Source organism: Kribbella sp. NPDC043289, assembly GCF_056436705.1.
The window spans coordinates 138,561-162,613 of the sequence record NZ_JBWKCB010000003.1 but is presented as its reverse complement, the minus strand read 5'-3'; the positions used below and the strand labels follow the sequence as shown (position 1 = coordinate 162,613).

The 24,053-nt window shown below is 68.9% G+C and carries 24 protein-coding genes and 1 riboswitch; of the genes, 14 read left to right on the top strand and 10 right to left on the bottom strand.

All coding sequences use genetic code 11. The features are described from left to right. Positions 1–67: 67 nt before the first annotated feature. The 4 genes from AC0662_RS19145 to AC0662_RS19130 are packed head-to-tail and all read left to right on the top strand — an operon-like array spanning position 68 to position 4,239. Entirely contained in the window at positions 68–1,402 is a 1,335-nt protein-coding gene (locus AC0662_RS19145) for a M20/M25/M40 family metallo-hydrolase (protein ID WP_478302134.1), read from the top strand. A 43-nt stretch (positions 1,403–1,445) separates the two neighbouring features. Next, a complete protein-coding gene (locus AC0662_RS19140; protein WP_478302132.1) occupies positions 1,446–2,567 on the top strand; it encodes an NAD(P) transhydrogenase subunit alpha in 1,122 nt (373 codons plus the stop codon). Next, the gene (locus AC0662_RS19135) at positions 2,567–2,872 is read left to right on the top strand and encodes an NAD(P) transhydrogenase subunit alpha part 2 (RefSeq protein ID WP_452197104.1); all 306 of its coding nucleotides are present in this window, start codon (positions 2,567–2,569) and stop codon (positions 2,870–2,872) included. The genes AC0662_RS19140 and AC0662_RS19135 overlap by 1 nt, the downstream gene beginning before the upstream one ends. After that, complete coding sequence (locus AC0662_RS19130; protein ID WP_452197105.1) at positions 2,869–4,239, top strand: NAD(P)(+) transhydrogenase (Re/Si-specific) subunit beta; 1,371 nt, start codon at positions 2,869–2,871, stop codon at positions 4,237–4,239. The genes AC0662_RS19135 and AC0662_RS19130 overlap by 4 nt, the downstream gene beginning before the upstream one ends. Before the next feature lie 25 nt (positions 4,240–4,264). Here the strand turns inward: AC0662_RS19130 and AC0662_RS19125 are convergent, their stop codons facing one another. Next, a complete protein-coding gene (locus tag AC0662_RS19125) occupies positions 4,265–5,245 on the bottom strand; it encodes a helix-turn-helix transcriptional regulator (RefSeq protein WP_452197106.1) in 981 nt (326 codons plus the stop codon). 263 nt (positions 5,246–5,508) lie between these two features. Here AC0662_RS19125 and purF point away from each other — a divergent pair, with 263 nt between their 5' ends. Both purF and purM read left to right on the top strand, forming a co-directional pair. Next, complete coding sequence (purF, locus tag AC0662_RS19120) at positions 5,509–7,071, top strand: amidophosphoribosyltransferase (protein WP_452197107.1); 1,563 nt, start codon at positions 5,509–5,511, stop codon at positions 7,069–7,071. A 129-nt stretch (positions 7,072–7,200) separates the two neighbouring features. After that, positions 7,201–8,274, top strand: coding sequence for a phosphoribosylformylglycinamidine cyclo-ligase (purM, locus tag AC0662_RS19115; RefSeq protein WP_452197108.1), 1,074 nt, complete (start codon positions 7,201–7,203; stop codon positions 8,272–8,274). Positions 8,275–8,511: 237 nt separating this feature from the next. On the opposite strand, the gene AC0662_RS19110 is transcribed toward purM, so the two are convergent. From AC0662_RS19110 to AC0662_RS19100, 3 genes are all read right to left on the bottom strand, one after another. Continuing rightward, positions 8,512–8,700, bottom strand: a complete 189-nt coding sequence (locus AC0662_RS19110) for a DUF3073 domain-containing protein (RefSeq protein ID WP_452197109.1) — start codon at positions 8,698–8,700, stop codon at positions 8,512–8,514. A 205-nt stretch (positions 8,701–8,905) separates the two neighbouring features. After that, a complete protein-coding gene (locus AC0662_RS19105) occupies positions 8,906–9,712 on the bottom strand; it encodes an ABC transporter permease (RefSeq protein ID WP_478302128.1) in 807 nt (268 codons plus the stop codon). A gap of 32 nt (positions 9,713–9,744) precedes the next feature. After that, on the bottom strand, positions 9,745–10,635 hold the full coding sequence (locus AC0662_RS19100; protein ID WP_478302126.1) for an ABC transporter ATP-binding protein: 891 nt from the start codon (positions 10,633–10,635) through the stop codon (positions 9,745–9,747). A gap of 143 nt (positions 10,636–10,778) precedes the next feature. Between AC0662_RS19100 and AC0662_RS19095 the strand changes: the two genes are divergently transcribed. Together AC0662_RS19095 and AC0662_RS19090 are read left to right on the top strand one after the other, a co-directional pair. Continuing rightward, positions 10,779–12,041, top strand: coding sequence for a sensor histidine kinase (locus AC0662_RS19095; RefSeq protein WP_478302124.1), 1,263 nt, complete (start codon positions 10,779–10,781; stop codon positions 12,039–12,041). Next, positions 12,038–12,694: a response regulator gene (locus AC0662_RS19090; RefSeq protein ID WP_478302122.1), complete on the top strand. Its 657-nt coding sequence runs from the start codon at positions 12,038–12,040 to the stop codon at positions 12,692–12,694. Before AC0662_RS19095 ends, AC0662_RS19090 begins: the two co-directional genes overlap by 4 nt. A gap of 179 nt (positions 12,695–12,873) precedes the next feature. Here AC0662_RS19090 and AC0662_RS19085 read toward each other — a convergent pair whose 3' ends face one another. Together AC0662_RS19085 and AC0662_RS19080 are read right to left on the bottom strand one after the other, a co-directional pair. Then, positions 12,874–13,734, bottom strand: a complete 861-nt coding sequence (locus tag AC0662_RS19085; RefSeq protein ID WP_452197114.1) for a C40 family peptidase — start codon at positions 13,732–13,734, stop codon at positions 12,874–12,876. Next, positions 13,734–13,901: riboswitch (cyclic di-AMP (ydaO/yuaA leader) on the bottom strand. Its footprint overlaps the gene before it by 1 nt. A gap of 295 nt (positions 13,902–14,196) precedes the next feature. Then, positions 14,197–15,159 (bottom strand): threo-3-hydroxy-L-aspartate ammonia-lyase, encoded by a 963-nt coding sequence (locus AC0662_RS19080; RefSeq protein ID WP_452197115.1) that lies wholly within the window; start codon positions 15,157–15,159, stop codon positions 14,197–14,199. A gap of 105 nt (positions 15,160–15,264) precedes the next feature. Here AC0662_RS19080 and AC0662_RS19075 point away from each other — a divergent pair, with 105 nt between their 5' ends. Next, entirely contained in the window at positions 15,265–15,627 is a 363-nt protein-coding gene (locus tag AC0662_RS19075) for a YciI family protein (RefSeq protein WP_452197116.1), read from the top strand. Between the two features lie 63 nt (positions 15,628–15,690). On the opposite strand, the gene AC0662_RS19070 is transcribed toward AC0662_RS19075, so the two are convergent. Together AC0662_RS19070 and AC0662_RS19065 are read right to left on the bottom strand one after the other, a co-directional pair. Next, the gene (locus AC0662_RS19070) at positions 15,691–15,876 is read right to left on the bottom strand and encodes a YegP family protein (RefSeq protein WP_344188618.1); all 186 of its coding nucleotides are present in this window, start codon (positions 15,874–15,876) and stop codon (positions 15,691–15,693) included. A gap of 80 nt (positions 15,877–15,956) precedes the next feature. Further along, positions 15,957–16,619 carry a TetR/AcrR family transcriptional regulator gene (locus AC0662_RS19065; protein ID WP_478302119.1) on the bottom strand — a complete coding sequence of 221 codons (663 nt, stop codon included), beginning with the start codon at positions 16,617–16,619 and terminating at the stop codon, positions 15,957–15,959. Between the two features lie 94 nt (positions 16,620–16,713). On the opposite strand from AC0662_RS19065, the gene AC0662_RS19060 reads away from it, so the two are divergent. From AC0662_RS19060 to AC0662_RS19045, 4 genes are all read left to right on the top strand, one after another. Next, entirely contained in the window at positions 16,714–18,138 is a 1,425-nt protein-coding gene (locus AC0662_RS19060) for a DHA2 family efflux MFS transporter permease subunit (RefSeq protein WP_478302117.1), read from the top strand. Positions 18,139–18,178: 40 nt separating this feature from the next. Further along, entirely contained in the window at positions 18,179–18,796 is a 618-nt protein-coding gene (locus AC0662_RS19055; RefSeq protein ID WP_478302115.1) for a tyrosine-protein phosphatase, read from the top strand. 160 nt (positions 18,797–18,956) lie between these two features. Beyond that, entirely contained in the window at positions 18,957–19,946 is a 990-nt protein-coding gene (locus tag AC0662_RS19050; RefSeq protein WP_452197120.1) for a serine hydrolase domain-containing protein, read from the top strand. 123 nt (positions 19,947–20,069) lie between these two features. Continuing rightward, a complete protein-coding gene (locus AC0662_RS19045; RefSeq protein ID WP_452197121.1) occupies positions 20,070–20,579 on the top strand; it encodes a GNAT family N-acetyltransferase in 510 nt (169 codons plus the stop codon). Here the strand turns inward: AC0662_RS19045 and AC0662_RS19040 are convergent. Further along, entirely contained in the window at positions 20,514–21,719 is a 1,206-nt protein-coding gene (locus tag AC0662_RS19040; RefSeq protein ID WP_452197122.1) for a hypothetical protein, read from the bottom strand. The two genes, AC0662_RS19045 and AC0662_RS19040, sit on opposite strands and share 66 nt — an antisense overlap. Then, positions 21,716–22,840: a hypothetical protein gene (locus AC0662_RS19035; RefSeq protein ID WP_452197123.1), complete on the bottom strand. Its 1,125-nt coding sequence runs from the start codon at positions 22,838–22,840 to the stop codon at positions 21,716–21,718. The genes AC0662_RS19040 and AC0662_RS19035 overlap by 4 nt, the downstream gene beginning before the upstream one ends. Positions 22,841–23,161: 321 nt before the next feature. Between AC0662_RS19035 and AC0662_RS19030 the strand changes: the two genes are divergently transcribed. Then, positions 23,162–23,941, top strand: coding sequence for a hypothetical protein (locus AC0662_RS19030; RefSeq protein WP_478302112.1), 780 nt, complete (start codon positions 23,162–23,164; stop codon positions 23,939–23,941). The last annotated feature ends 112 nt before the right edge of the window (positions 23,942–24,053 follow it).

The following is a 24,053-nucleotide window of genomic DNA, read 5'->3' as shown; positions in this document are numbered from 1 at the left end:
GGCAATTGTTGACATGACAGGTTTCCCGGGCGTCGAGTTCGCGAACAGACGCCGTACCGTAGGGCCCATGACCGATCTGTCCGCGGCGATCGACCGCGTTCTGCCCAGCGTCCGTGCCGACCTCGAGGACCTCATCCGGATCCCCTCGGTCAGCTACGACCCGGCCCGCGCCGCCGACGTCCAGCGGTCCGCCGAGGCGACCGCGGCGTTGTTCGAGGCCGAGGGCTTCACGGTCAAGATCGTCCGCGCCGGCGACGGGGCGCCGGCCGTGATCGCGAAGAAGCCGGCCCCGGCCGGGCAGCCGACGGTGCTGCTGTACGCGCACCACGACGTCCAGCCGACCGGACCGGTCGAGCAGTGGACCTCCGAGCCGTTCGAGCCGACCGAGCGCGGCGACCGGCTCTACGGGCGTGGCGCCGCCGACGACAAGGCCGGGATCGCCGCGCACCTCGCCGCCGTACGGGCCTTCGGCAACGATCTTCCGGTCGGGGTGACGGTGTTCGTCGAGGGCGAGGAGGAAATCGGCTCGCCGACCCTGCTGCAGTTGCTCGACGAGTATTCCGAGGAGCTCGCCGCCGACGCCATCGTGATCGCCGACTCCGGCAACTGGGAGGTCGGGCACCCGGCGCTGACTGTGTCGCTGCGCGGCCTGGTCGAGGCGTACGTCGAGGTTCGGACGCTCGACCACGCGGTCCACTCCGGCCTGTTCGGCGGCCCGATCCCGGACGCGCTGTCCGCGCTCTGCCGACTGCTCGCGACCCTGCACGACGACAAGGGCGATGTCGCAGTCGACGGTCTGCACGCCTCGCGCGCCGCGGACGTCGTGTACCCGGAGGACCGGTTGCGGGCCGAGTCGAGCGTCCTGGACTCGGTCCGGCTGACCGGTTCGGGTTCGCTGGTCGACCGGCTCTGGACCCGGCCCGCGGTCGCCGTCGTCGGCATCGACGCGCCGTCGGTGGCCGAGGCCAGCAACACGCTGGTGCCGGTCGCGCGCGCCAAGGTGAGCCTGCGGGTGGCGCCGGGTGACGACGCGGAGAAGGCCAGCGCGGCGCTCAAGGACCACCTCGAGAGCCATGCGCCGTGGGGTGCGCAGGTCACCGTGACCGAGGGACAGAACGGTCAGCCGTGCAGCGTGAACGCGCGCGGCGCGGGGTACGAGGCGGCCCGTTCGGCCTTCCAGGAGGCCTGGGGTGTCGAGCCGATCGACATGGGGATGGGCGGCTCGATCCCGTTCATCGCGGAGTTCCAGCAGACCTTCCCGAAGGCCACCATCCTGGTCACCGGCGTCGAGGACCCGGACACCCGCGCGCACGGGATCGACGAGGGTCTGCACCTCGCCGAGTTCCACAAGGTCTGCCTCGCCGAGGCCCTTTTGTTGCAGAACCTCGCAAACCAGTCCTGACCAGGCTTTCCGGCGACCCAGTGTTTGGCATAGGTTTCGGCGAGTGAAGATCGCAGTCGTACGGGAGACCAGACCGGCGGAGCGCCGGGTCGCGCTGGTGCCGGAGCATGTCGCGAAACTGATCGAGCTCGGGTACGAGGTCGCGGTCGAGCCGGCCGCCGGCGAGCGCGCGCTGTTCTCCGACGACCAGTACCGTGACGCCGGTGCCGAGGTGGCCTGGGGCGCCGACCACGCGGCCACCATCGTGGCGTCGGTGCAGCCGCTGGAACGCGAACGCCTGCAGCGGTTGCACGCCGGTACGGCGCTGATGTCGTTCCTGCCGACCAACCCACCGGACATGGTCCGGACGGCGACCCGGGCCAAGCTGACCGCGTTCGCGATGGAGCTGATCCCGCGGATCTCCCGGGCCCAGTCGATGGACGCGCTGTCCTCCCAGGCGCTGGTCGCCGGGTACCGGGCGGCGATCGTCGCGGCCGAGCGACTGCCCCGGTTCTTCCCGCTGAACATGACGGCGGCCGGCACCGTCCCGCCGGCCCAGGTCGTCGTCCTCGGCGCCGGCGTGGCCGGTCTGCAGGCGATCGCCACCGCGAAACGCCTCGGCGCGGTCGTCAAGGCGTACGACGTCCGGACCGCCGCCGCCGAGGAGATCGCCTCGATGGGCGCCGTCCCGATCGAGCTCGAACTCGGGACGCTGGACGGCCCTGGTGGCTACGCCCGCGAGATGACCCCGGAGCGCGCGCAACTCCAGCGCGAACTGCTGACGCCGTACATCGCCGCGGCGGATGCCCTGATCACGACGGCCGCCGTACCGGGCCGGACCGCGCCGATGCTCGTGTCGCGGTCGATGGTCGAGCAGATGAAGCCCGGGTCCGTGGTCGTCGACCTGGCGTCCGAACAGGGCGGCAACGTCGAGGGCTCCGTGGCCGGGACCGAGCTCACCATCGGTGACGCGCTGGTCTGGGGCGGTGCGAATGTGCCCAGCCAGATGGCGGGACCGGCGTCGCGGCTCTACGGTCAGAACATCGCGAACCTGATCAGGTTGATGACCCGGAACGCCGCTTTCGATCCGGACTTCGACGACGAGATCGTCCGCGGCTGCTGCGTCACCCACGACGGCAGCGTGCTCCACGAGCCGACCCGCGAACTGCTGGGAGGGCAGGCCTGATGAGTGAATCCATCGCGTTGCTGACGATCTTCGTGCTCGCGGCCTTCGTCGGGGTCGAGGTGATCAGCAAGGTCTCCTCGACCCTGCACACCCCGTTGATGTCCGGGGCGAACGCCATCCACGGCGTCATCCTGGTCGGCGCCATCATCGTCACCGGGTCCGCCGACTCGGTGATCGTGGTGATCGTCGGGTTGATCGCCGTCGTCCTCGCGACGGTGAACATGGTCGGCGGGTTCGTCGTCACCGACCGGATGCTGCAGATGTTCAAAGGTCCGGGGGCACGGAAGAAGGAGCTGCAGAAGTGATCCCCACCTGGGCCCAGATCGGCTATCTGGTCTCCGCGGTCTGTTTCATCGTCGCGTTGAAGGCACTCTCGTCGCCGCGTAGCGCCCGGACCGGCAACCTGATCGGTGCCGCCGGCGCGGTCCTCGCGGTGCTCATCACGTTCGCGGCGTACAAGCCGGACCACCTGGCGCCGATCCTGATCGCGCTGGTCGTCGGCACCGTCGGCGGTGTGGTCGGGTCGCGGCGGGTGCAGATGACCCAGATGCCGCAGCTCGTTGCCCTGTTCAACGGTGTCGGCGGTGGCGCGGCCGCGCTGGTCGCGTTGCTCGAGCTCGGTGAGGTCTCGGCCGACGCGACGGTGGCGGCGATCGCGACGGCGTTCACGATCCTCGTCGGGGCGATCAGCTTCTCCGGTTCGGTGGTGACGTTCGCCAAGCTGCAGGAGCTGATGACGACCCGGCCGGTGACGTTCCCGGGTCTGCCGGTGCTGTTCATCGCGTCGATCCTCGGTGGCCTGACGCTCGCAGTCTGGCTGGTGTCGGACCCGCGCGTGTGGGTCGGCGTACTGCTCTGCCTGCTCGGTCTGGCGATCGGCGTGATGCTGGTGCTGCCGGTCGGCGGCGCCGACGTACCGATCGTGATCTCGTTGCTGAACGCGTTCACCGGTCTGACGGTGGCCGCGGGCGGGTACGTGCTCGGCAACACGCTGCTGCTGGTGGCCGGCACGCTCGTCGGCGCCGCCGGTACGTTGCTGACCAAGCTGATGGCGGACGCGATGGGGCGGTCCGTGTTCAACATCCTCTTCGGCGCGGTCCGCGGCGGCTCCACACTGGGCGCTGGTACGGCGTCCGACCGGCCGGTGATCTCGGCGGGACCGGAGGATGTCGCGATCCTGCTCGGGTACGCGAACAAGGTCATCATCGTGCCCGGGTACGGCCTCGCCGTGGCGCAGGCCCAGCACACGCTGCGCGACCTCGTCGAGGAACTGCAGGGACGCGGCGTGAAGGTCGACTACGCCATCCACCCCGTCGCGGGCCGGATGCCCGGTCACATGAACGTCCTGCTCGCCGAGGCCCAGGTGCCCTACGACCAGCTGCGCGAGATGGACGACATCAACGGCGACTTCAAGTCCACCGACGTCGTCCTCGTGGTCGGCGCCAACGACGTGGTCAACCCCGCCGCCCGCACCACCCCGTCGGCCCCCATCTACGGCATGCCGATCCTGAACGCCGACGAGGCGCAACGCGTCATCTTCCTCAAACGCTCCATGCGCCCAGGTTTCGCGGGCATCGAGAACGAACTCCTCTACGACCCCAAAACCACACTCCTCTTCGGCGACGCCCGAGACTCCCTCACCAAACTCCTGGGCGCCCTGAAGACGGTGTAGCCCGCGGGCTGGAAACGCGGCTGGGTCAGACCCAGCCGCGTTTTGCTGCGGCGACGCCGAGTTCGAAGCGGCTGGCGGCGTCGAGGCGTTCGGAGAGGTTGGCGGTGATGCGGCGGGCGGTGCGCAATGAGATGCCGAGCAGGCGGGCGACCTGCTCGTCCTTGGCGCCGCCGGCGAGCAGTCGCAGTACCTCGGACTCGTGCGGCGTGAGCGGCGACTCGTCGCGCTCGTCGGGGGCGAACATCTCTGTGCCCCGCGCCCAGTAGGAGTCGAAGAGGGCGATGGCCACCGCGACGACCGCGGGAGTTCGGTGGATGACGGCGCCGGCCGTCGGGTTCTCCGGGTCCATCGGCATGACCACGAGCTCCCGGTCGACGATCATCAGCCGCATCGGCAGCGTCGGCGTGGCGCGGATCTCGCAACCGAGGCGGTGCATCTTCGCGGCGTACTCGATGGCCTGCTTGGAGGCCGCCATGCTCTGCAGGTAGACGGACTTGATCTTGATCCCGCGCTCGAGCAGCGCGAAGTCCGGCGAGTTGTCGGCCACCTGGATGATGTCCTCGACGTGGGCAGGCGCGAGGACCCAGAACGTCTCGCGCGTCTTGAGCGCGAGCTCTTCGATGCGCCGGGACGCGTTCGCCCGTCCTTTGAGTACCTCGACGTCGCCGCTGCTCCGGGCGGTCAGGAGATCGTTGTACTGCTCGGCGATCACCTCGGCGGAGGCAGCGGCCTCGTTGAGCTCTCCCAGACGAAGGTTGAGCTCGGTACGGCGCCGCTCGGCCAGCCCGGTGAGTCCGAGGCGCGGATGTACCGCGTGTTCGGTCGACGGATTGGTCCACGTCGGGACGAGGAGCTCGAGCTCGCGGAGCCTGTCCAGGAGATCGTTCACTTCCGCCATCGGACGATCAACCAGCGCCGCGATCTGCTCGGGCGTGCTGTCCGGGTGGCTGAGGAGGGCGTGATAGACCGCGAAAGTGGCTTCGTCCACCCCCAGCGGCTCGAGCACGGTCCCTCTCCTTCAGCTGTCTGTCGGAACCGACCATATACAGAGAGCGTCCACAAAGAGCAGCCAATGGTTGGTTCAGGGTTATTTCGGAGGAGCAAATCGTGATTAAGAAGTTGCTGATCGTAGTCGGTTCCGCCATGTTGCTCCTGGGCGTCGCAGCCCCGGCCAACGCTGCGACCCCTGCCGAGCCGGCGTGTACCCCAGGTCTCGCCTGTTGGTAGGCGTGGGTCTGGGGGCCCTTCGGCGTCCCGTAGACTGCTGGCGTGGCTCGTGGCGATGGTCGACTCACCGATGAACTTGACCCTCAGGACTTGGGACCGCAGGACGCGTGTGGCGTCTTCGGGGTCTGGGCGCCGGGGGAAGAGGTTGCCAAACTCACCTACTTCGGTCTCTATGCCTTGCAGCACCGAGGGCAGGAGTCCGCGGGGATCGCGGTCAGTAACGGCAGCCAGATCCTCGTCTACAAGGACATGGGGCTGGTCAGCCAGGCCTTCGACGAGGCGACGCTCGCGTCGCTCCGAGGGCATATCGCGATCGGTCACTGCCGTTACTCGACGACCGGGTCCAGTGTGTGGGCCAACGCGCAACCGACGTTCCGGTCCACCGCGACCGGGTCGATCGCGCTCGGTCACAACGGGAACCTGACCAACACCAGCGAGCTCGCCGCCAGCCTGAACGGCGAAGGTGACCTTGATCTCGGTCTGGACGCCGAGGTCGACCACGCCAAGGCGAACGCGAAGCACGGTGCGTCGAGTGACACCGACATCCTCACCTCGATGCTCGCCGGGTACCCGGACCTCACCATCGAGCAGGCGGCCGCGAAGATCCTCCCGAAGGTCAAGGGCGCGTTCAGCCTGATCTTCATGGACGAGAACACGCTGTACGCCGCCCGCGACCCGCAGGGCATCCGCCCGCTGGTGCTCGGCCGGCTCGAGCGCGGTTGGGTGATCGCCAGCGAGACCGCCGCGCTGGACATCGTCGGCGCCTCGTTCATCCGCGAGGTCGAGCCGGGTGAGATCGTCGCGATCGACGCCGACGGCCTGCGCTCCACGCGGTTCGCCGAGCAGGACCCGAAGGGTTGCCTCTTCGAGTTCGTGTACCTCGCCCGACCGGACACCCAGATCTCCGGCCAGCGGATCTACTCGACCCGCGTCGAGATCGGCCGCCGCCTCGCCCGGGAGTACCCGGCCGACGCCGACCTGGTGATCGCGACGCCCGAGTCCGGTACGCCAGGCGCGATCGGGTACGCCGAGGAGTCCGGCATCCCCTACGGTTCCGGTCTCGTCAAGAACGCCTACGTCGGGCGCACGTTCATCCAGCCCAGCCAGACGATCCGCCAGCTCGGTATCCGCCTCAAGCTGAACCCGCTCCGCGAGGTGATCGAGGGCAAGCGCCTGGTCGTCGTCGACGACACGATCGTCCGCGGCAACACGCAGCGCGCCGTCATCCGGATGCTGCGTGAGGCCGGCGCCAAGGAGATCCACGTCCGGATCACCGCGCCGCCGGTGAAGTGGCCGTGCTTCTACGGCATCGACTTCGCCAGCCGCGCCGAGCTGATCGCGAACGGGCTGAACACCGACGAGATCTGCCGCTCGCTCGGCGCCGACTCGCTCGGGTACATCAGCCTGGACGGTCTGGTCGAGGCGACCACGGTCCCGAAGGACCGGCTCTGCCGGGCCTGCTTCGACGGGGTGTACCCGGTCGCGCTGCCCGAGCCCGAGCAGCTCGGCAAGCACCTGCTCGAGGAGCCGGCGCGGACCGACGCGGACGGCCTGGCGACGATCTCCGGTGGTGGCGGCGCGGCCGACGCGCTCAGCCGGCCGTAGGACCCCGCGGGAACCCGCGGGACCGGGCGGCGCGCTGCGCGAGCCGGTCCGTCAGACTGGGCGGGGACGCCGGACGTACGACGTACCGGCTTCAGAGCCGCCGTACCGAGCTGTAGCAGGGAGAGAAACGTGAGCGAAGGGGCGAGCTACGCCGCCGCCGGGGTCGACATCGAGGCCGGTGACCGGGCCGTCGAGCTGATGAAGGAGTGGGTGGCGAAGGCGACCCGCCCCGAGGTGGTCGGTGGGCTCGGCGGGTTCGCCGGGCTGTTCGACGCGACCGCCCTGACGTCGTACCGGCGGCCGCTGCTGGCGACCTCGACGGACGGCATCGGGACCAAGGTCGCGATCGCACAGAAGCTCGACAAGCACGACACGATCGGGTTCGACCTGGTCGGGATGGTCGTCGACGACCTCGTCGTGTGCGGTGCCGAGCCGCTGTTCATGACCGACTACATCTGCACCGGCAAGGTGGTCCCGGAGACGATCGCGCAGATCGTCAAGGGCATCGCCGAGGCGTGCGTCGAGGCCGGTACGGCGCTGGTCGGTGGCGAGACCGCGGAACACCCGGGTCTGCTGGCGGCGGACGAGTACGACGTCGCGGGCGCGGCGACCGGTGTCGTCGAGGCCGACGAGGTGCTCGGCGCGGAGCGGGTCCGCGCGGGAGACGTCGTACTGGCGATGGCGTCGTCGGGACTGCATTCGAACGGGTACAGCCTGGTCCGGCACGTGTTCTTCGACCGGGCCAAGTGGACGCTCGACCGGGTGGTGCCGGAGCTGGGTACGACGCTGGGCGAGGTGCTGCTGACGCCGACGCGCGTGTACGCGAAGCACTGCCTGGAGCTGATCCAGGAGCTGAACGGGGCGGACGAGAAGCCGCTGCACGCGATGTCGCACATCACCGGCGGCGGGTTCGCGGCGAACCTGGCGCGAGTGATCCCGGACGACCTGTCGGTGCGGATCGACCGATCGACGTGGACGCCGGCGCCGATCTTCGGGCTGGTCGGACTGCTCGGAGACGTCGCGCTGCCGGAGCTCGAGAAGACGCTGAACATGGGCGCCGGCATGGTCGCCGTCCTCGACCCGGCGTCGGCCGATGCGGCGATCCAGGCGCTGGCCGCGCGGGACATCCCGGCATGGGTCTGTGGTGAGGTCACCGCGAACGCCGGTGGCACGGTCACCCTCGAAGGGGCCTACGCCAAGTAGAGCGCCGAGCAGATCCTGCGGCACGGACCGCCGCGCCTGGCTGCACCGGGCGCGGCGGTGTCACAGAGACCTGACCACCGACAGGAGCACCGACCTGATGGTCGTGCTGCCTGGGCCCGCCGGCTTGCGCAGCAAGAACTCACCTGTGGTGCTGGTGTGGTGGAACTACGTCGGACGCACGGAGAACTGCTCAGCCACCCCACGGGGTGCCGAGCAGCTCAGCCGGGCTGATGTTGCTTACCGACGGGGGTGGTAGTCGTCGGCGTCGTCTCCGTCGCCGTCGTTGTCGCCGTTCGCAGAACTGGTGCCGCCCTGCTCGCCACCGGACAGCTCTCGTTTGAGCTGGTCCAGGTCGGTGTCCCAGGTGCGGTACTTCAGGTCGCGTGCGACCTTAGTCTGCTTGGCCTTTGCACGGCCGCGCCCCATAGCGTCGACCCCCTCGCACAAGTCAACCGGGTACGCTGCGTGGCGCCCACGGATCAGTCGTCAGTAATCGTGGTTCAAGGATACCCGGAGCTGAGGATCGACACACGCACCGGCCCCCTGGCGTGACCCCGAAGCGGTCCGATCGCCGCAGCGGCGGGGTGGCCGATCCCCTCAAACCGGCTCACCCCGCCGCGTCCGGCGCCTGTTACTTGACCTCGCGACGTGAGCTTGCCCACAGTCCGACGATGGTCGGCAGGACGATCCAGACCCCCACCGCGGTGAGCGTCTCCGGCACCATCCCGTGCAGGTCACGCTCCGCGATCCGGCCGAGCGCGCCGAACACGTCGAGCCAGTTCGCGTTGTCCTTGAACAGCGCCGGCCCGGCCAGCGACCAGGCGGTCGGCGCGATGAAGTAGGCGAGGATCGCGACCGCGGTCTGCGGCACCAAGGCACCGAACGCGGCGCCCATCACAACATTCAGCGCGACGGTCAGGTAGGCCCCGGCGAGCAGCCCACCGAGCCCGGCGTACGACGTCGCGTGGTCGGTGACCGCACCGGCCAGGGCGGTGCTCACGAACGCCAGCCCGACGACCACGGTCATTACGACCGCGCTCAGCACGACCGCGGAGACGAACTTGGCCAGCTGCACCCGGACCCGGCGTGGCGACAGCGTGAACGTGGTCAGCGCGGTCCGCTGGGTCCACTCCGAGGTCATCGCCATCACGCCGATCACCGGGAGCAGCAGCATCACGCCGGTGGACGCGGCGCCCAGGAAGCCGTCGAAGCCGGCCAGGCCCTTCGGCAGGTGGGTGAACTGCCAGGCCAGCGCGGCGAGCGCGATCAGCAGGATCGCGGCGATCAGGACCCGGCCGCTGCGGGTGTTGACGGACTTGCGGAGCTCGATGGTGACGAGCTTCAGGAAGGACTGGCCGCGCGCGGGCGGCAGGCTGGTCGCCACCTCGGCCCGGTGCTTGGCGGGCGCCGTGGGTGCGACGTCGGTCACGGTGGTCATCGGAATCTCCTGGAAGCTGGAAGTAGGTGTGATCAGGCGGCCGCGGCGGCCGGTGCGGTGGTCAGCTGGAAGAACAGGTCCTCCAGACCGGCGCCGTCGCTCTGGCGGAGCTCGAGCAGGATCTGGCCGGCAGCGGCGGCGGCGCGCCCGACCTGCTCGGCGGTGGCGTCGACGCGCAGCGAACCGTCCGGGAGCGGCTCCAGGTCCAGGCCGGCGGCGGTGAGGGCCTCGTTCAGGCCGATCGGGTCGAGGCCGCGGACCTTGGTGCCGGTCCCGGCCAGCAGCTCCTCCAGGGAGCCGTTGGCAACGATCCGGCCACCGCCGATGACGACCAGTCGGTCGACGGTCGCCTGGACCTCACCCAGCAGGTGGCTGGACAGGATCACGGTGCCGCCGCGGGCGGCGAAGTCCTGCAGCAGCCCACGCATCCAGCGGATGCCCTCCGGGTCCATCCCGTTGGCGGGCTCGTCGAGAATCAGGACAGCGGGGTCACCGAGCAGCGCGCCGGCGATCCCGAGCCGCTGCCGCATACCGAGCGAGTACTGACCGACGCGGCGCTTCGCGGCGTGCTCGAGACCGACCGCCTCGAGCATCTCGTCGGCGCGGGTCTTCGGCACCCCGAGCAGGCTGGAGTTCAGCAGCAGCGTCTCGCGGCCGGTGCGGCCCGGATGCTGGGCGGCGGCGTCCAGCATGACCCCGACGACACGGCCCGGGTTCGGCAGGTCGACGTACCGCTTGCCGGTGATGGTGGCGGTGCCGGAGGTCGGCGGCGTCAGCCCGGTGAGCATCCGCAGCGTGGTGGACTTGCCGGCGCCGTTCGGGCCGAGAAAGCCGGTGATGCTGCCCGGCTGCACGGTGAACGACACGTCCTGGACAGCCGCGGTGCTGCCGTAGCGCTTGGTCAGGTTCTCGACGGTGATCATGACAACGAGTCAACCGTCACCGACCCCGGTCGCACATCGGACGAGCGGCTGCGATCACCCCCTACGAAAGTTGTCAGGGAGAAGGCCATAACCCAGCCAGATGGGGGACGTGCCGGCGTCGTTCGGCCAATTACAGTGACTGAATGCGACGGTTGCGCCGGTGGTACGCCTGGTGGGTCAGGCATGCCCCGCGCCTGCGCGACTTCCTGTACGTCGCCTTCAGCCTGCTGACGATCGTCCTGCAGGCGGCGTCCGGCGGGAACGGCTGGAGCGTCAAGGACTGGTACGTCCTGGGAGCCGGTGTGGTCGCGTCGCTCGCGCTGCTCTGGCGCCGGCGCTTCCCGGTCACCGTCACCGCGATCACCGTTCTGGCGCTGCTGACCGCGTCGATCTTCGTCCCGATGGGCCTCGCCCTGCTCACGCTGGCGATCCGCCGCCGGGACATCGCACTGGCGATCCTCGGCCTCGCGGCGTACGCCGCCTACGTCCTGAACAGCGTCAGCGACCGGGGACAGCTCTGGGTGTCGGTCTTCACCGGCCCGTTCCTCATCGGCACCTGGATAGCCATCGGTGCGTACATCGGCGCCCGCCGGGACCTGATGGCCTCCCTGCGGGACCGCGCCGAACGTGCCGAGGCCGAGCGCGAGCTGCGCAGCGAGCAGGCCCGCCTCGGCGAGCGGTCCCGGATCGCGCAGGAGATGCACGACGTACTCGCCCACAAGGTCTCGCTGATCGCCCTGCACGCAGGCGGCCTCGAAGTGAACCCGACCGTCGGCGCGGACAAGGTCGAGGGTTCGGCCCGCCTGATCCGTGAGACCGCCCGGCAAGCGATGGAGGACCTCCGTGAGGTCCTCGGCGTACTGCGGTCCGACGTCAGCGTTGCCGGGGCCGACCTCGCGCCCGTACCGCAGGCCGCGGACCTGGAGCGGCTGATCACGGCCTCCCGCGACGCCGGGGTGACAGTCGGGTACGTCGGTGCGCTGCCGGACGACGTACCGGACTCGGTCGGGCGGACCGTGTATCGGGTGGTGCAGGAGTCGTTGACCAACGTCCACAAGCACGCCCGCGGCGCGGCGACCGACGTCATGGTCCACGGTGCTCGCGGTGAGGGCGTGACGGTGCGCGTGAGGAACGTGCGGCCGGTGGCGGCCGAGTCCCTGCTGCCGGGGGCCGGCGCGGGGCTGGTCGGGCTGCGCGAGCGCGTGCAGCTGGTCGGCGGGCGGCTGACGACCGGGCCGACTCCGAAGGGTGGCTGGCGGGTCGAGGCCTGGCTGCCGTGGGACGATCACCGGCAGGATGCCGAGCCGGTGCTGATGGAACCAGGGCTGGACCGCGACGCGGCTCTGGATCGCGATACCGCGTTGCATCGCAAGACGGCGTTGAACCGCACCGAAGGGGAACGATGACGCGGCTGCTGATCGTGGACGACGAGGCGCTGGTCCGGGCCGGACTGAAGATGATCCTCGAGTCCGACGACGAGCTCGAAGTGGTCGCCGAGGCCGAGGACGGAGCGGATGCCGCGGCCATGGTGACCAAGCACCGGCCGGACGTCGTACTGATGGACATCCGGATGCCGCGACTCGACGGGCTGGCCGCGACCCGGGAGGTCCAGGCGCTGCCGGAGCCGCCGAAGATCGTCGTACTGACGACCTTCGACCTGGACGACTACGTGTTCCGGGCGTTGCAGGCCGGGGCGAGCGGGTTCCTGCTGAAGGACACGCCGCCGCGGGAGCTCGTGCAGGCGATCAAGGTGGTCGCGGCGGGCGACGCGATGTTGTCGCCGGCGGTCACGCGCCGACTGATCGGGCACTTCGCCGGAGACCCGCGGGCGGATCGGCGGCGGGTGGCGCAGGAGCGGATCAGCAAGCTCACCGAGCGGGAGCGGGAGGTGCTGGTCGCGGTCGGCCGCGGCCTGCAGAACGCCGACATCGGCAAGAAGCTCTTCATGAGTGAGGCGACGGTCAAGGCGCACGTCTCCCGGGCCCTGGTGAAGCTGGACGCCACCAACCGCGTCCAGGTGGCGATCCTGGCCTACGAGGCCGGCCTCCTCGACGACTAGCGCCGCCAGACTTCCTCAGCGATGGAAGGCCGGGACATAGGAAACCGGCCCGGGCCGTCGGAGGGGTGAGGGGAGAGCGACGGCTCAGGCCGGTTTCAGGGGCCAGCGTGCCTGGGGGGATGAGGACGCTGACGACCAGCAGGCGCCCAATGGGGGGAAGGGCGCCAACCGGTCAGGACTCAGATGCGGCCGAAGGCCACGCTGCTGGTCCAGATCTTCGCCTTGGCGACCGGGCGACCCGGCTTCGAGGCGTGCCACAGCATGTTCCCGCCGGCGTAGATGCCGACGTGGTACACACCGCCGCCACCGTTGCGGAAGAACACCAGGTCACCGGGCTTCGCGGCGCTGCGGCTGATGTGCTTGGTCGCGCTGTACTGCTGACGCGACGTCCGGGGCAGCGCGTGGCCGGCCTTCTTGTACACGTAGCCGGTGTAGCCGGAGCAGTCGAAGCCGCGGGTGGTCGTGCCGCCGTAGCGGTACGGCGTGCCCTTGAGCTTGGCCGCCTCGCGGAGCACCTTCGCCCGGAAGGTGGTGGTGCCGCTGCTCGCGCTGGCGCCGTACTTGCCGTAGAGCACCTTGTGCTTGGCGGCCCAGGTCAGCCGGCCCCACGTCTTCTTGTCCGTGTAACCGGTCGCCTTGAGGCCCCAGGACGTCTGGAACTTCTTCAGCACCCGCACGGTGCTGGTGCCGAAGTAGCCGTCCGGTCCCAGGTGCAGGGCCTTCTGGACGTACTTGACGGTCGGGCCGGAGTCGCCCTGCCGAAGCAGCGGCCGGCTCGGGATGCTCATGTGGCCGCGCTGCTGAGCCGCGGTCATGGCCGTGCTGGCGGAGGCGGTCGCCGGCGTGGTGGTGAGGCTCAGCGCCGCTCCACCGCCAACGGCGAGGCCGACCGAGAGAACGGCGGCAGCGGCCCGGGGCGTCCCCGGGCGGGTGGACTTGCGGTGCTTCGCCAGGGTCCGGCCGCTGGGCCGGTCGGTACTCGCCTCAGCGAGCTGGCTGACGGCGCGCGAAAGCGACGTCCGTCGGGCAGTGACGGGCATGGTTGTCTCCCGACGCCTGTGAAGTTAGCTGTCGGGTTCGGGCTGGGATTCATAGCCCGGTCCGCTCCCGCGGACTTCACCCCAGGGTTTCGGCCACTCACGGTCGATACCCAACTTCCTGGGTCCCCCACCCCTGCCATGGTGTTCGAGGGGAGCACATGGGCCCTGGCAGGGCTCGGCGTTGACCCGTGTGCGGTTCGTGTTGTTTACCGAACCGCCGACGACTGTATAACAGGATGATCACGACGCAAACCCTTAGATCCACAGAGTCGTTCTCAAAAGGCCCTGAAAAGGCCTCTGACGGATCAGCAAGCCTGGGTGAACATCAGGTGTCCTGAGCGCGACTGAGCGGTCCACAGGCGACGAATCGCGGCCTCCGTGTGACCTCGGTCACAATTGATGGTGGCTGTCTGTGACAACAGGCACAGAGGGTGGCGAGGGCACCCTAAAGTCCTTGTGAATTCAGCTATCTCCGAGCAGCTCGCGGAAGCGGTCCAGACCGACGTTCCCGCCGGACAGCACCACTCCGACGCGCTCCGGCAGCCCGTGGATCCGCCCGGCCAGCAGTGCGGCCAGCGCACTGGCGCCGCTCGGCTCCAGCACGATCTTCAGTCGCTCGAACGCGAACGCCATCGCGGCCACGATCTCCGCGTCGCTGACCACCTCGCACGACTCCATCAGCCGCCGGTTCACCGCGAACGTGAGTTCCCCCGGCGTCGAGATCGCCTGCCCGTCCGCGATCGTCCGCGGTACGGCGATCTCCACCCGCTCGCCCTTGGCCAGCGACCGCACATGGTCGTCACCCGCTTCCGGCTCGACCCCGATCATCCGGATCCCCGGCGAGATCAGGGTCGCCGCGGTGGCGCAGCCCGCCATCAGCCCACCACCGCCGACCGGGACCAGCAGCGCCCCGAGATGCCCGACCTCCTCGATCAGTTCGAGCGCCACCGTCCCTTGGCCGGCCATCACGTCGGGATGGTCGTACGGCGGGATCAGGGTCCGTCCCCGCTCGCTCGCCAGTTCCTGCGCCAGCGCGGTCCGATCCTGCGTGTAGCGGTCGTACGTCACCACCTCAGCGCCGTACCCGCGGGTCGCGGCCAGCTTGGTCGGCGGGGCGTCCGCCGGCATCAGGATCACCGCGCTGATCCCGGCGAGCCGCGCCGCCAGCGCGACGGCCTGCGCGTGATTACCCGAGGAGTACGCCGCCACGCCCGCCGCGCGCTGCTCGGGAGTGAGCCGGCTGATCGCGTTGAAGGCCCCGCGGAACTTGAACGCGCCGATCCGCTGGAAGTTCTCCGCCTTGAGGAACACCTGCGCCCCGACCCGTTCGTCGAGGGTCCGCGAGGTGAGGACCGGCGTACGGTGCGCAACTCCGGCGAGGCGACCCGCGGCCGCGCGAACATCTGTGAGACTCAACACGGTCATGGAGGGACGTTATCGGCCGCGAGGGGATGTCAAGACGCGGCGGGCGGCTCCGTACTGATGAATGAGAGGCGCCCACCTCCGGGGGCCGCGCGTAAGGGAGACATCGTGAAGTACCTACTGATCCTGAACATCAACCCCGACGTGCTCGGCGCGCTGCCCGAGGCGGAGCAGCAGGCCATCATGAGCGGGCACGAGAAGTTCATGGAGGCGATCAAGGCGTCGGGCGAGTTCCACAGCACGGTCGCGCTGCAGGAGCCGGCCCAGTCGGCGGTGGTCACGGTCCGGGGCGGGGTCCCGGCGGTCACCGACGGGCCGTTCGTCGAGTCGAAGGAGTTCCTCGGCGGCTACTACCTGGTCGACGTCGCGTCCCGGGAGCGCGCCTGCGAGCTGGCCGCGCAGATCCCGGACGCCGCCATCGAAGGCCTCGGCGTCGAGGTCCGCGGGGTGGAGTTCGCCGACGGTCTCTGAGTCGGCAGAAGAAGGGGGTTTCTCCGGCAAGCGCTGGAGAAACCCCCTTGTTTTCTTGACGTTTCAGTCGGTCTGGTCGTCGAGGTTCGCCTCGGCGGCGTTCTTCTTGATCGACTCGATCCCGTTCAGCGCGGAGGCCTTGGTCTTGTAGCTCTCGCTGCTGGTCGCGATCACTTCGCCGTTGCCGGCCTTCAAGCGGAACCGGAACTCGCCGGACTTGTCCTTGTAGAGCTCGAACTTCCCCGCCATCGGTGTACCTCCATAGAGAGTGGTGTCGCTCCGTCTCGGAGCGTAGCCGTTCCAACCCTCTCCGTGCGGTCAGACACCCGCTACTCGAGTACGCCGCGGATTCCGGCGACCACCAGGTCGATGCCGAGGGCGTAGTACCGATTGCGGGACGACGGGCAGATCAGGGCGCCCGCGGCGGAGGTGATCAGCGGGTACCGCTCCGGCGAGAGGGCGCCTAGGGCGGCCCGCTTCTTCCGGAGCGAGGCCTCGCGGGCCTCGGGGTCGCTCACCTCGCGGGCGATCGGGTCCGTGGTGACCAGCGCGATCAGCGAGCAGATCGACTGCCGGCCGACCTCGGCCGCGTCGTCGACCGAGAATCCGCCCTCGATCAGCAGCTCCAGCGCCCGCTCCGACAGCGCCAGCCCAGGCCCTGCGACCAGGATCCGGGCGAGTGTCAGGTCCGCGAGGCGCGGGTGCGCCCGGAGCGCGGTGACGAACGCCGTCAGCAGCCGGTGCAGCTGCGTGTCCCACGGCTCGTCGGTCGGCTCCGGCAGGACGACGTCCGCGAGCAGGCGGTCACCGAGCGCGGCGAGCAGGTCGTCCTTGTCCTTGAAGTGCCGGTACATCGCCATCGGCGTGACGTCGTGCTGCGCGGCCAGCTTCCGGAACGAGACGGCGGCCGGTCCTTCGTCGTCGGCGATGGCCAGCGCGCTGTCCACCACCTTCGCCGGATCCAGGCGTCGAGAGCTCTCCTTGGTGATCACGTTGACAAGTTTACACCGTAGACCTAGTGTCTACTCCGTAAGCTTACGCCGTATACATACGGCGTAGACCTGAGACTTCGAATGAGGTACGGCGATGCGACGCAGTCCTTGGGCCACCCTGGCGGTGCTGGCTCTCGCGCAGTTCATCGTGGTGCTCGACGTGACGATCGTGAACGTCGCGCTGCCCCACATTCAGGCGGACCTGCACTTCTCCGCCGACTCCCTGCAGTGGGTGATCAACGCGTACACCCTGCTCTTCGGCGGCTTCCTGCTGCTCGGCGGGCGGATGGCGGACCTGCTCGGGCCGCGCCGGGTGTTCACCGCGGGCCTGCTGCTCTTCGGGGTCACCTCGCTGGTGGCCGGTCTGTCCAACTCGCCCGAGTTCCTGATCGGGGCGCGGGCGGTCCAGGGCCTCGGCGGGGCGTTGCTGTCGCCGGCGGCGCTGGCGATCCTGACCATGACGTTCGCGCACGGTCGCGAGCGGAACATCGCGATGGGCGTCTGGGGCGGTCTGGCCGGCCTCGGCGGCACGCTCGGTGTGGTCGCGGGCGGCGTGCTGGTCGACAAGCTGAGCTGGCAGTGGGTGTTCTTCGTGAACGTGCCGATCGTGCTCGCGCTGGTCGCACTGATCCCGGTCTTCGTCCCCGACGTACGGCACGCGACGGGCCGCCGTACCTTCGACACGCTCGGCGCGATCCTCGGCACGTCCGGCTTGATGGCGGTCGTGTACGGCGTGGTTCGGTCGGAACCGTCCGGGTGGGGATCGTTCGAGGTGGTCGGCGTACTGACGGCCGGTGTCGTCCTGCTCGCCGCGTTCGTGCTGGTGGAAGCCCGGTCGGCGGCGCCGCTGGTCCCGCTGCGGCTGTTCCGGTCGCGCGCACTGAGTGTCTCGGGCGCTTCGCTGGCGCTGAACGGTGCCGGGTTCCTGTCGATGTTCTTCCTGACCGCGATCTACCTGCAGCAGGTGCGTGGGGACAGTGCGCTCGAGGCGGGCGTGCACTTCCTGCCGATGGGTGGCGCGGCGATCGTCGGCGCGGTGCTCGCGTCGCAGTTGGTGCAGCGGCTCGGCACGCGGACGGTGCAGCTTGCGGGTGCTGTTCTGAGTGTCACGGGGCTGCTGCTTCTCTCGCAGGCCAACGCGACAGGTAACTACAGCTCGGAACTGTTGCCTGGGCTGATCATCTTCGGCTTCGGCATCATCGGGGTCGGCGTCCCCGGTCAGATCAGCGCGGTGTCCGAGGTCCGTCCGGCTGAGGCCGGCGCGGCGTCCGGGGTCGTGAACGCGATGTACCAGGTCGGCGGTGCGCTCGGTCTCGCGATCGTCACGACGCTCTCCATCACCCACACGACCAACGAGCTGACGCACGGAGCGACACAACTCCAGGCGCTGCAGTCCGGGTACGAACGAGGTCTGCTGGCCGCCGCCGTCTTCGCGGTCGCCAACGTTTTCCTCACCCTGGCGACGCCGCAGCTGCAGCCCACCTCGGAACAGCTCACCGAGGCCACCGCCGTCGCATAAGTTGCCTGAGGCAATGTCCGGCCGGTCTAAGGTGATCGCCATGCGCCCACTGAGCTGGCCGGACTGCCGCAACGTCAGAGACCTCGGGGGACTACAAACAGCCAGCGGCGAACTGCAGGCGGGGCGGTTGATCCGCAGCGACAACCTGGACCAGCTCAGCCCCGCAGGCATCGCTGCGGTCGAGGCCTGCGGGATCAGCCGGTTCGTGGATCTGCGCAGCGTCTGGGAGTGCGAGACGTTCCCATCCCCGTACACCGCCGACCCGCGCGTGCGAAACGTCCCACTCTGGGACCCCTCCGACCCGGACGTGTCGGACCTGGACCTCTTCGAGCAGTACCGCATCCTCGTGGACGACTTCGCCGGCCGCGTGACGGCAGCCGTCGTGGCGATCGCGGAGGCTCCACCCGGCGGTGTCGTCGTGAACTGCCACGCAGGCAAGGACCGAACCGGTGTCGTCGTTGCCCTGACGCTCGACCTACTCGGCGTACCAACCGAAACAGTTGCCGCCGACTACGAAGCCTCCGGCGCCGACGCCGACACCATGCTCCGACTCCTCACCCACCTCCACAACACCCACGACACCACCACGAAGTACCTCCTGAACTCCGGGGCAACCACTACGAATCTCGACGATTTGGTTGCCCGCCTCACCGGGTGATTCCCCGGGCGATCCCCGATGTCTGTCTTCGAGCCGCAGGAAAGGGTGAGGGCATCGGGACAGACAAGAGGAGATCGGGATGTTGGGTCAGGGGTTTGTGGCGTTGACGGCGGCGGTGGCGAGTTTGGTACCGGGGACGGGGGTTGCTTCTGCGGGGGAGATGCAGAAGGGGCTGGACGGCGTGGTGGCAATCGGGACGCTGGCCGAGGTGCGGGACGGTGGGGCGGTGTGGCGCGGTAGTAGTGGGGTCGCGGAGTTGGGGAGTTCGCGGAAGGTGCCGGTCGCGGGGCGGTTCCGGGCGGGGAGTATTACGAAGACGTTTGTTGCCACCGTCGTACTGCAGCTCGTTGCCGAGGGGCGGATCCGGCTCGATGACTCGGTGGAGCACTGGCTGCCGGGTGTGGTGCCGAACGGCGAGAACATCACGGTGCGCGAATTGCTCAACCACACCAGCGGTTTGTTCGACTACAAGAACACGCTGCCGATGCCGCCGAGCGCCGAGTTCTACGCGAACCGGTACCGCACCTGGACCGCGGCCGAGCAGATCCAGCGCGCCGTCGCGAACCCGCCGGTGTTCGACACGCCGGGATCGCAGTACGACTACTCCAACACGAACTACCTCGTGATCGGCGAGATCATCAAGAAGGCGACCGGCCACACGTACTCCGAGGAGATCGAGCGCCGCCTGATCCGCCCCCTCGGTCTGCACGGTACGACGATGCCCGGTACGTCGACGTACCTGCGAGGACCGCATCCGCACGGCTACGTGCCGAAGGACGGCGGGCTGATCGACTTCACCGAGATGAACCCGACGCTGTTCGGCGCGGGCGGAGACATCATCTCCACGACGCAGGACCTGAACCGGTTCTTCGCCGCGCTGCTCGGTGGTCACCTGCTGCCCGCGCGACTGCTGGACGCGATGAAGACGCCGGGCACCGAGGACGGGACGTACGGGCTGGGCCTGTCGTGGCACGACACCAAGTGCGGGGTCCGGGTCTACGGCAACGATGGCGACGCGCTGGCGTACCAGGCCTACTCGTTCGCCACCGAGGACACCCGGCGGCAGGTGACGATCGCCGTGACGCCGGACTTCAAGACCAACCCCGACAAGTCGGTCGACGCGTTCGTCGACCAGGCGATCTGCCGATGACCTCTTGCTGCCACAGAATGTGAGATTGTCCGGCAATCGGTTTGGTCCAGGGCCGAAACGGCGACACTGGTATGGATGTCTTGATGCCATCTCCCGAAGGGGTCCGGGACCTTGGAACTCGCCATGCTCGGTACCGAAGACTGGCCGATCGCCAGGGAGGTCCGCCTCCGGGCGCTGAAGGACTCCCCGTCGGCGTACATGTCGGAGTACGAGGACGAAGTCATCGTCGGAGAGGACGGCTGGCGGGAGCGGTTCACCCGGATGCGATGGGTCGTCGCCCGCCACGAGAGCCGGATCGTCGGGCTCGCGAGCTCGGTCCGGGTCGCGGGACGGCCGGCGGACGAACGGCACATCGAGTCGGTGTGGGTCGACCCGCGGTACCGCCGTACAGGCGTGCTGCGGGCGATCCTCCGGCAGCTCGCGGCGGCCGATCCGGACGTCACCGAATGGAGGGTCTGGGTGCTGGACACGAACACGGTCGCACAAGAGGTGTACGACCGGCTCGGTTTCTGCCCGACCGGTGAGCGGCAGCCGCTCAGGGACGGCACCGGACGCCGCGAGATCCGGCTACGCGCCAGCCGTCCCCGACACGCCGGCCAGTTGGCCGTACCCACAGGAGAACCAGGACGTTAGCTGCAGCTCGGCCAGCGCGTCCTGCTCGCTCAGCCCGGACGGGAAACGACGCAACATCTGCTGCCACCGCACCTCGTCCTCGTGCCACTTCTCGATGAAGTCGACACACAGGTCCGGGGAGATGCCGGTCGCCTGGGTCTCCGCGCTCCGCAGCGAGTTGCAGGCGTTCAGCATGTCCAGGTAGTTCGTCGGGCTCGCCGACACCTCGGCCTGCTGGAGTGCCTTGTACGTCGTCTGGATCGTGTCGAGCCGCTGCTCGAGGAAGGTCCGCCAGTGGCTCTTCCGAGTCACCGCCGCAAGCTGGTCCTTGAAGCTCCAGTTCGGCGTCGCCTCCAGCAGCGCGTACAGCCCTTCGGCCAGGATGTCGCCGAACTCCTCGCGTTCCGCACGTCCGGGATCCGCGAACGGCTCGTACGCCTCCTGCCGGACCACACCGATCTTCGGCAGCGTACGGCTGGCGGCCTGGCGCGCGAAGAAGAACCAGTCCTCGTTGTAGATGTCGGCGAAGAACGACAGGTCCGGGTGGTTCAGATTCACGCCGAGGGCCGCACCGCTGACGAAGATGTCCTGCTGGAAACCGGCGAGGCGTCGTGCGTGGCAGACCACCGAGTTGTCCGGAAAGTACTGACTGACCATCGACGCGACCGGATACCTGTCGAGGTACTCGCTCAGCCGGTCGACGTCGCGCGGGTTGAACTGGCTGATGTCGTCGTCGACGAACAAGATCTTGTTCCAGCCCCGCAGCCGGCCGAGCAGCAGGCCGATGTTGCGCTTCACGCTCAGGTCACTCGACCGGTCCGCCGAGGCCTCGGCGAACTCCGGTCCGGACGTCAACGGTGCGGTGCACGGCGGCCGGTAGTTCTCGGGCACCTCGATGATGAGTGCCTGGGCGCCGAAGTTCTTCAGGCTTTCGACGCGCTCGCGGACCAGGTCGGTCTTGGCCTGGCGGCTGCACAGGATGACGAGCGGTACGGACAGCTGGATGGACAGCGAGATGACGTTCTGCAAGGCGGAGGCCTGCCGCGCGGCGGGGACGACGATCGCGTCCACCCGGGTGCGTGCCTTCGGGGAGACCTTGACCTTGGAGACATCGTGCAGCAGCGCTGAGTGGGATTGGCCGTGCGTGATGCGCCGGCTCATTCGTCCTCCTCGTCGGGAGACCATTCGTAAAGACGGTTCTCCGAGATTTCCATGTCAGGAGTGACGGCCTCGCCGTTGACGACAGGGATCCTGAGGAGCAGTCCGAAGGTGCCGTTCGGGAACCGGCTGGCCAGATAGGCCTCGTTGCGTTCGCGCACGGCATCGTCGGTCAGCGCCCGGACCGCTCCCAGCACGCCGCGGCTGTAGACGCCGCTGCAGATGGTGATGGTGCGGCTCCGGTTGAACGGGTTCCGCAACCGGGCGAGCAGCGCGACGTCCTCGACGAGCTCCCGCGGGGTCCGGCCGTCCCAGGCGTCCTGCGCCTGGATCTCCTCGAGCTTCGCCTTCGACGGGGCCTCGTCGGGCTTGACGGCCTCGAGCTCCTCCCAGACCGGGCGGTACTCCCGGCCGTCGCGGGAGCGGAAGATCTCGCCGTCGGCGACGTCCTTGACCGTCAGCTGCTTGATCGGCAGCTCGTTCAGGACGCGCAGCAGCCGACCCGTGAGTTGGTTCCAGGCGGTGCCGCCGAGCACGACCAGGTGGCCGGACAGATGGTCCGCGCTCACCTCGGACGGCAGTCGGTGCCGGACGCGGAGCTCCGGGTTGGAGGCGCGCACGTGACCCCACATCTCGATCAGGGCGTCGAGGTCGGCGTACTTGTAGAGGCGGGTGTGGTTCGGGTTGTTCTCGTCCGCCAGCGGCGAACGTCCGTCTTCGGGGGCCTCGGGGCAGATGATCGTGATCCGCCCGGACTCGAAGTCGAAGGTGTACGAGCCGTTGCTCGACGGGGAATCGGTCTGCTGGTGGCGGACGTCGTCCCGGAGGGTGACCAGCTCGCGGTGCAGCTTGGTGAAGAGCTCCCGCTCGGACCCGGTGAGGTCCTGTTCACGGGGCAGCCGCTCGGGCATCGAGGGCTTGGAGAACAGCAGTGCGTACGACCGCAGCCGCTCTTCCGGTGGCAGTTTCGGGTTGGACTGCGACTCCCAGGAGCTGATCGTGGCGACGGCGACCCGGGTGTCCGCACTGAGTGCGCGCGACACGTCCTTCTGGGTCAGTCGCTGCGACTCCCGGAGCTCACGGAGCCTCCTGGCGAGTCGAACGGCCTCTGGTGAAGGGGCCACTGTTCACTCCCGAAAGGTGGTCAGTCGACCGCGTCGATCACGGATTCGCCGATCGTACACCTAATCTACCCAACTCTACCGACCCGGGCTGTACTTGGACAGCCGCAGATCCTGCACGTGTCGCCAGTCGGAGATCGGTCAACTCACTGCGATTTTGGGGTGACTCACGGTCGAAATGATACTGGGCGTTGACCTGCAGTACACCTCGTTCTACTTTTGATACCGGGATTAGCTGTAATCCACTGAAGTTCACTGAAGCCGTCCGCGGCGTGGCGACGGGAGATTTTCCGAGGACCCATCACCAGCGGAACCAGGTGCCCCATGGATGGATCAGCCGCCGTACCGACGATCGCCACCGGCGATGTCGAGGCGATCCGGGCATTGGAGGCGGGGAACTGGCGGACCGCGCTGCGACTGCTCGGCGAGGGTCGGGTGGGTGACCCGTACGTCGGGGCGAATCTGCGGACCGTCGCGCGGGCGATGGCGTTCCGGGCTGCGGGGGAACACGGCCAGGCCTGGGAGACGCTCGGGATCGCGGCGGCGGGAATCGCGCGGCGGCAGCCCGGGCTGCCAGTCCTTCCGGCCGCGGCGGACGGTGTCACCCGGCTCGCGCTGCCGCCGGCGCACGCGGGGGCGGCGTACCGGACGGTCCGGCTGATCTGGCGTGAGCAGAGCGAGCTCAGCAGGCTGCGTCGCTTGGCCGCCGATCGGCCCAGCGGGATGCCGCCGGACCGGCACATCCTGGTGCTGGCCTTCGTCGAGTACCTCACGTGGCTGGAGCTCGACCTCGAGACCGGTCTGACCGAACTCGCGGACGACGAGGAGCTCGCCGGGCCGCAGGTGTTCGAGTTGCGGGACCGGCGGCGGGAAGGGTTCCTGCGCAGCGCGACCGAGCTCCGGCAGCTCGCTCTGCCGCGCGCCGGCACGATGACGAAGACAGTCTGGAGCCGAGCCGGCGGGTACCACGGCCTTCGCCGGCTAGCACTCCTCGAACTGGCGCGACGCTCCGACCCACCCTGGACCGACACCCCCGCGCCCGCCACCTGCCCAAGCCGAACCGGCGCCCAAATGGCCCGCACGCTTGCTCGGTCTGCGGCCTGACCACCTCCGTCGCTTCGCCGAGCGAAGCGAGGCGTCGGTGATGTCGTGCTCTTTACCAGCGACTGCTGTGGTCTTAACCTTTGGTGACCGTCTCCATCCGATGGCGCGCTGT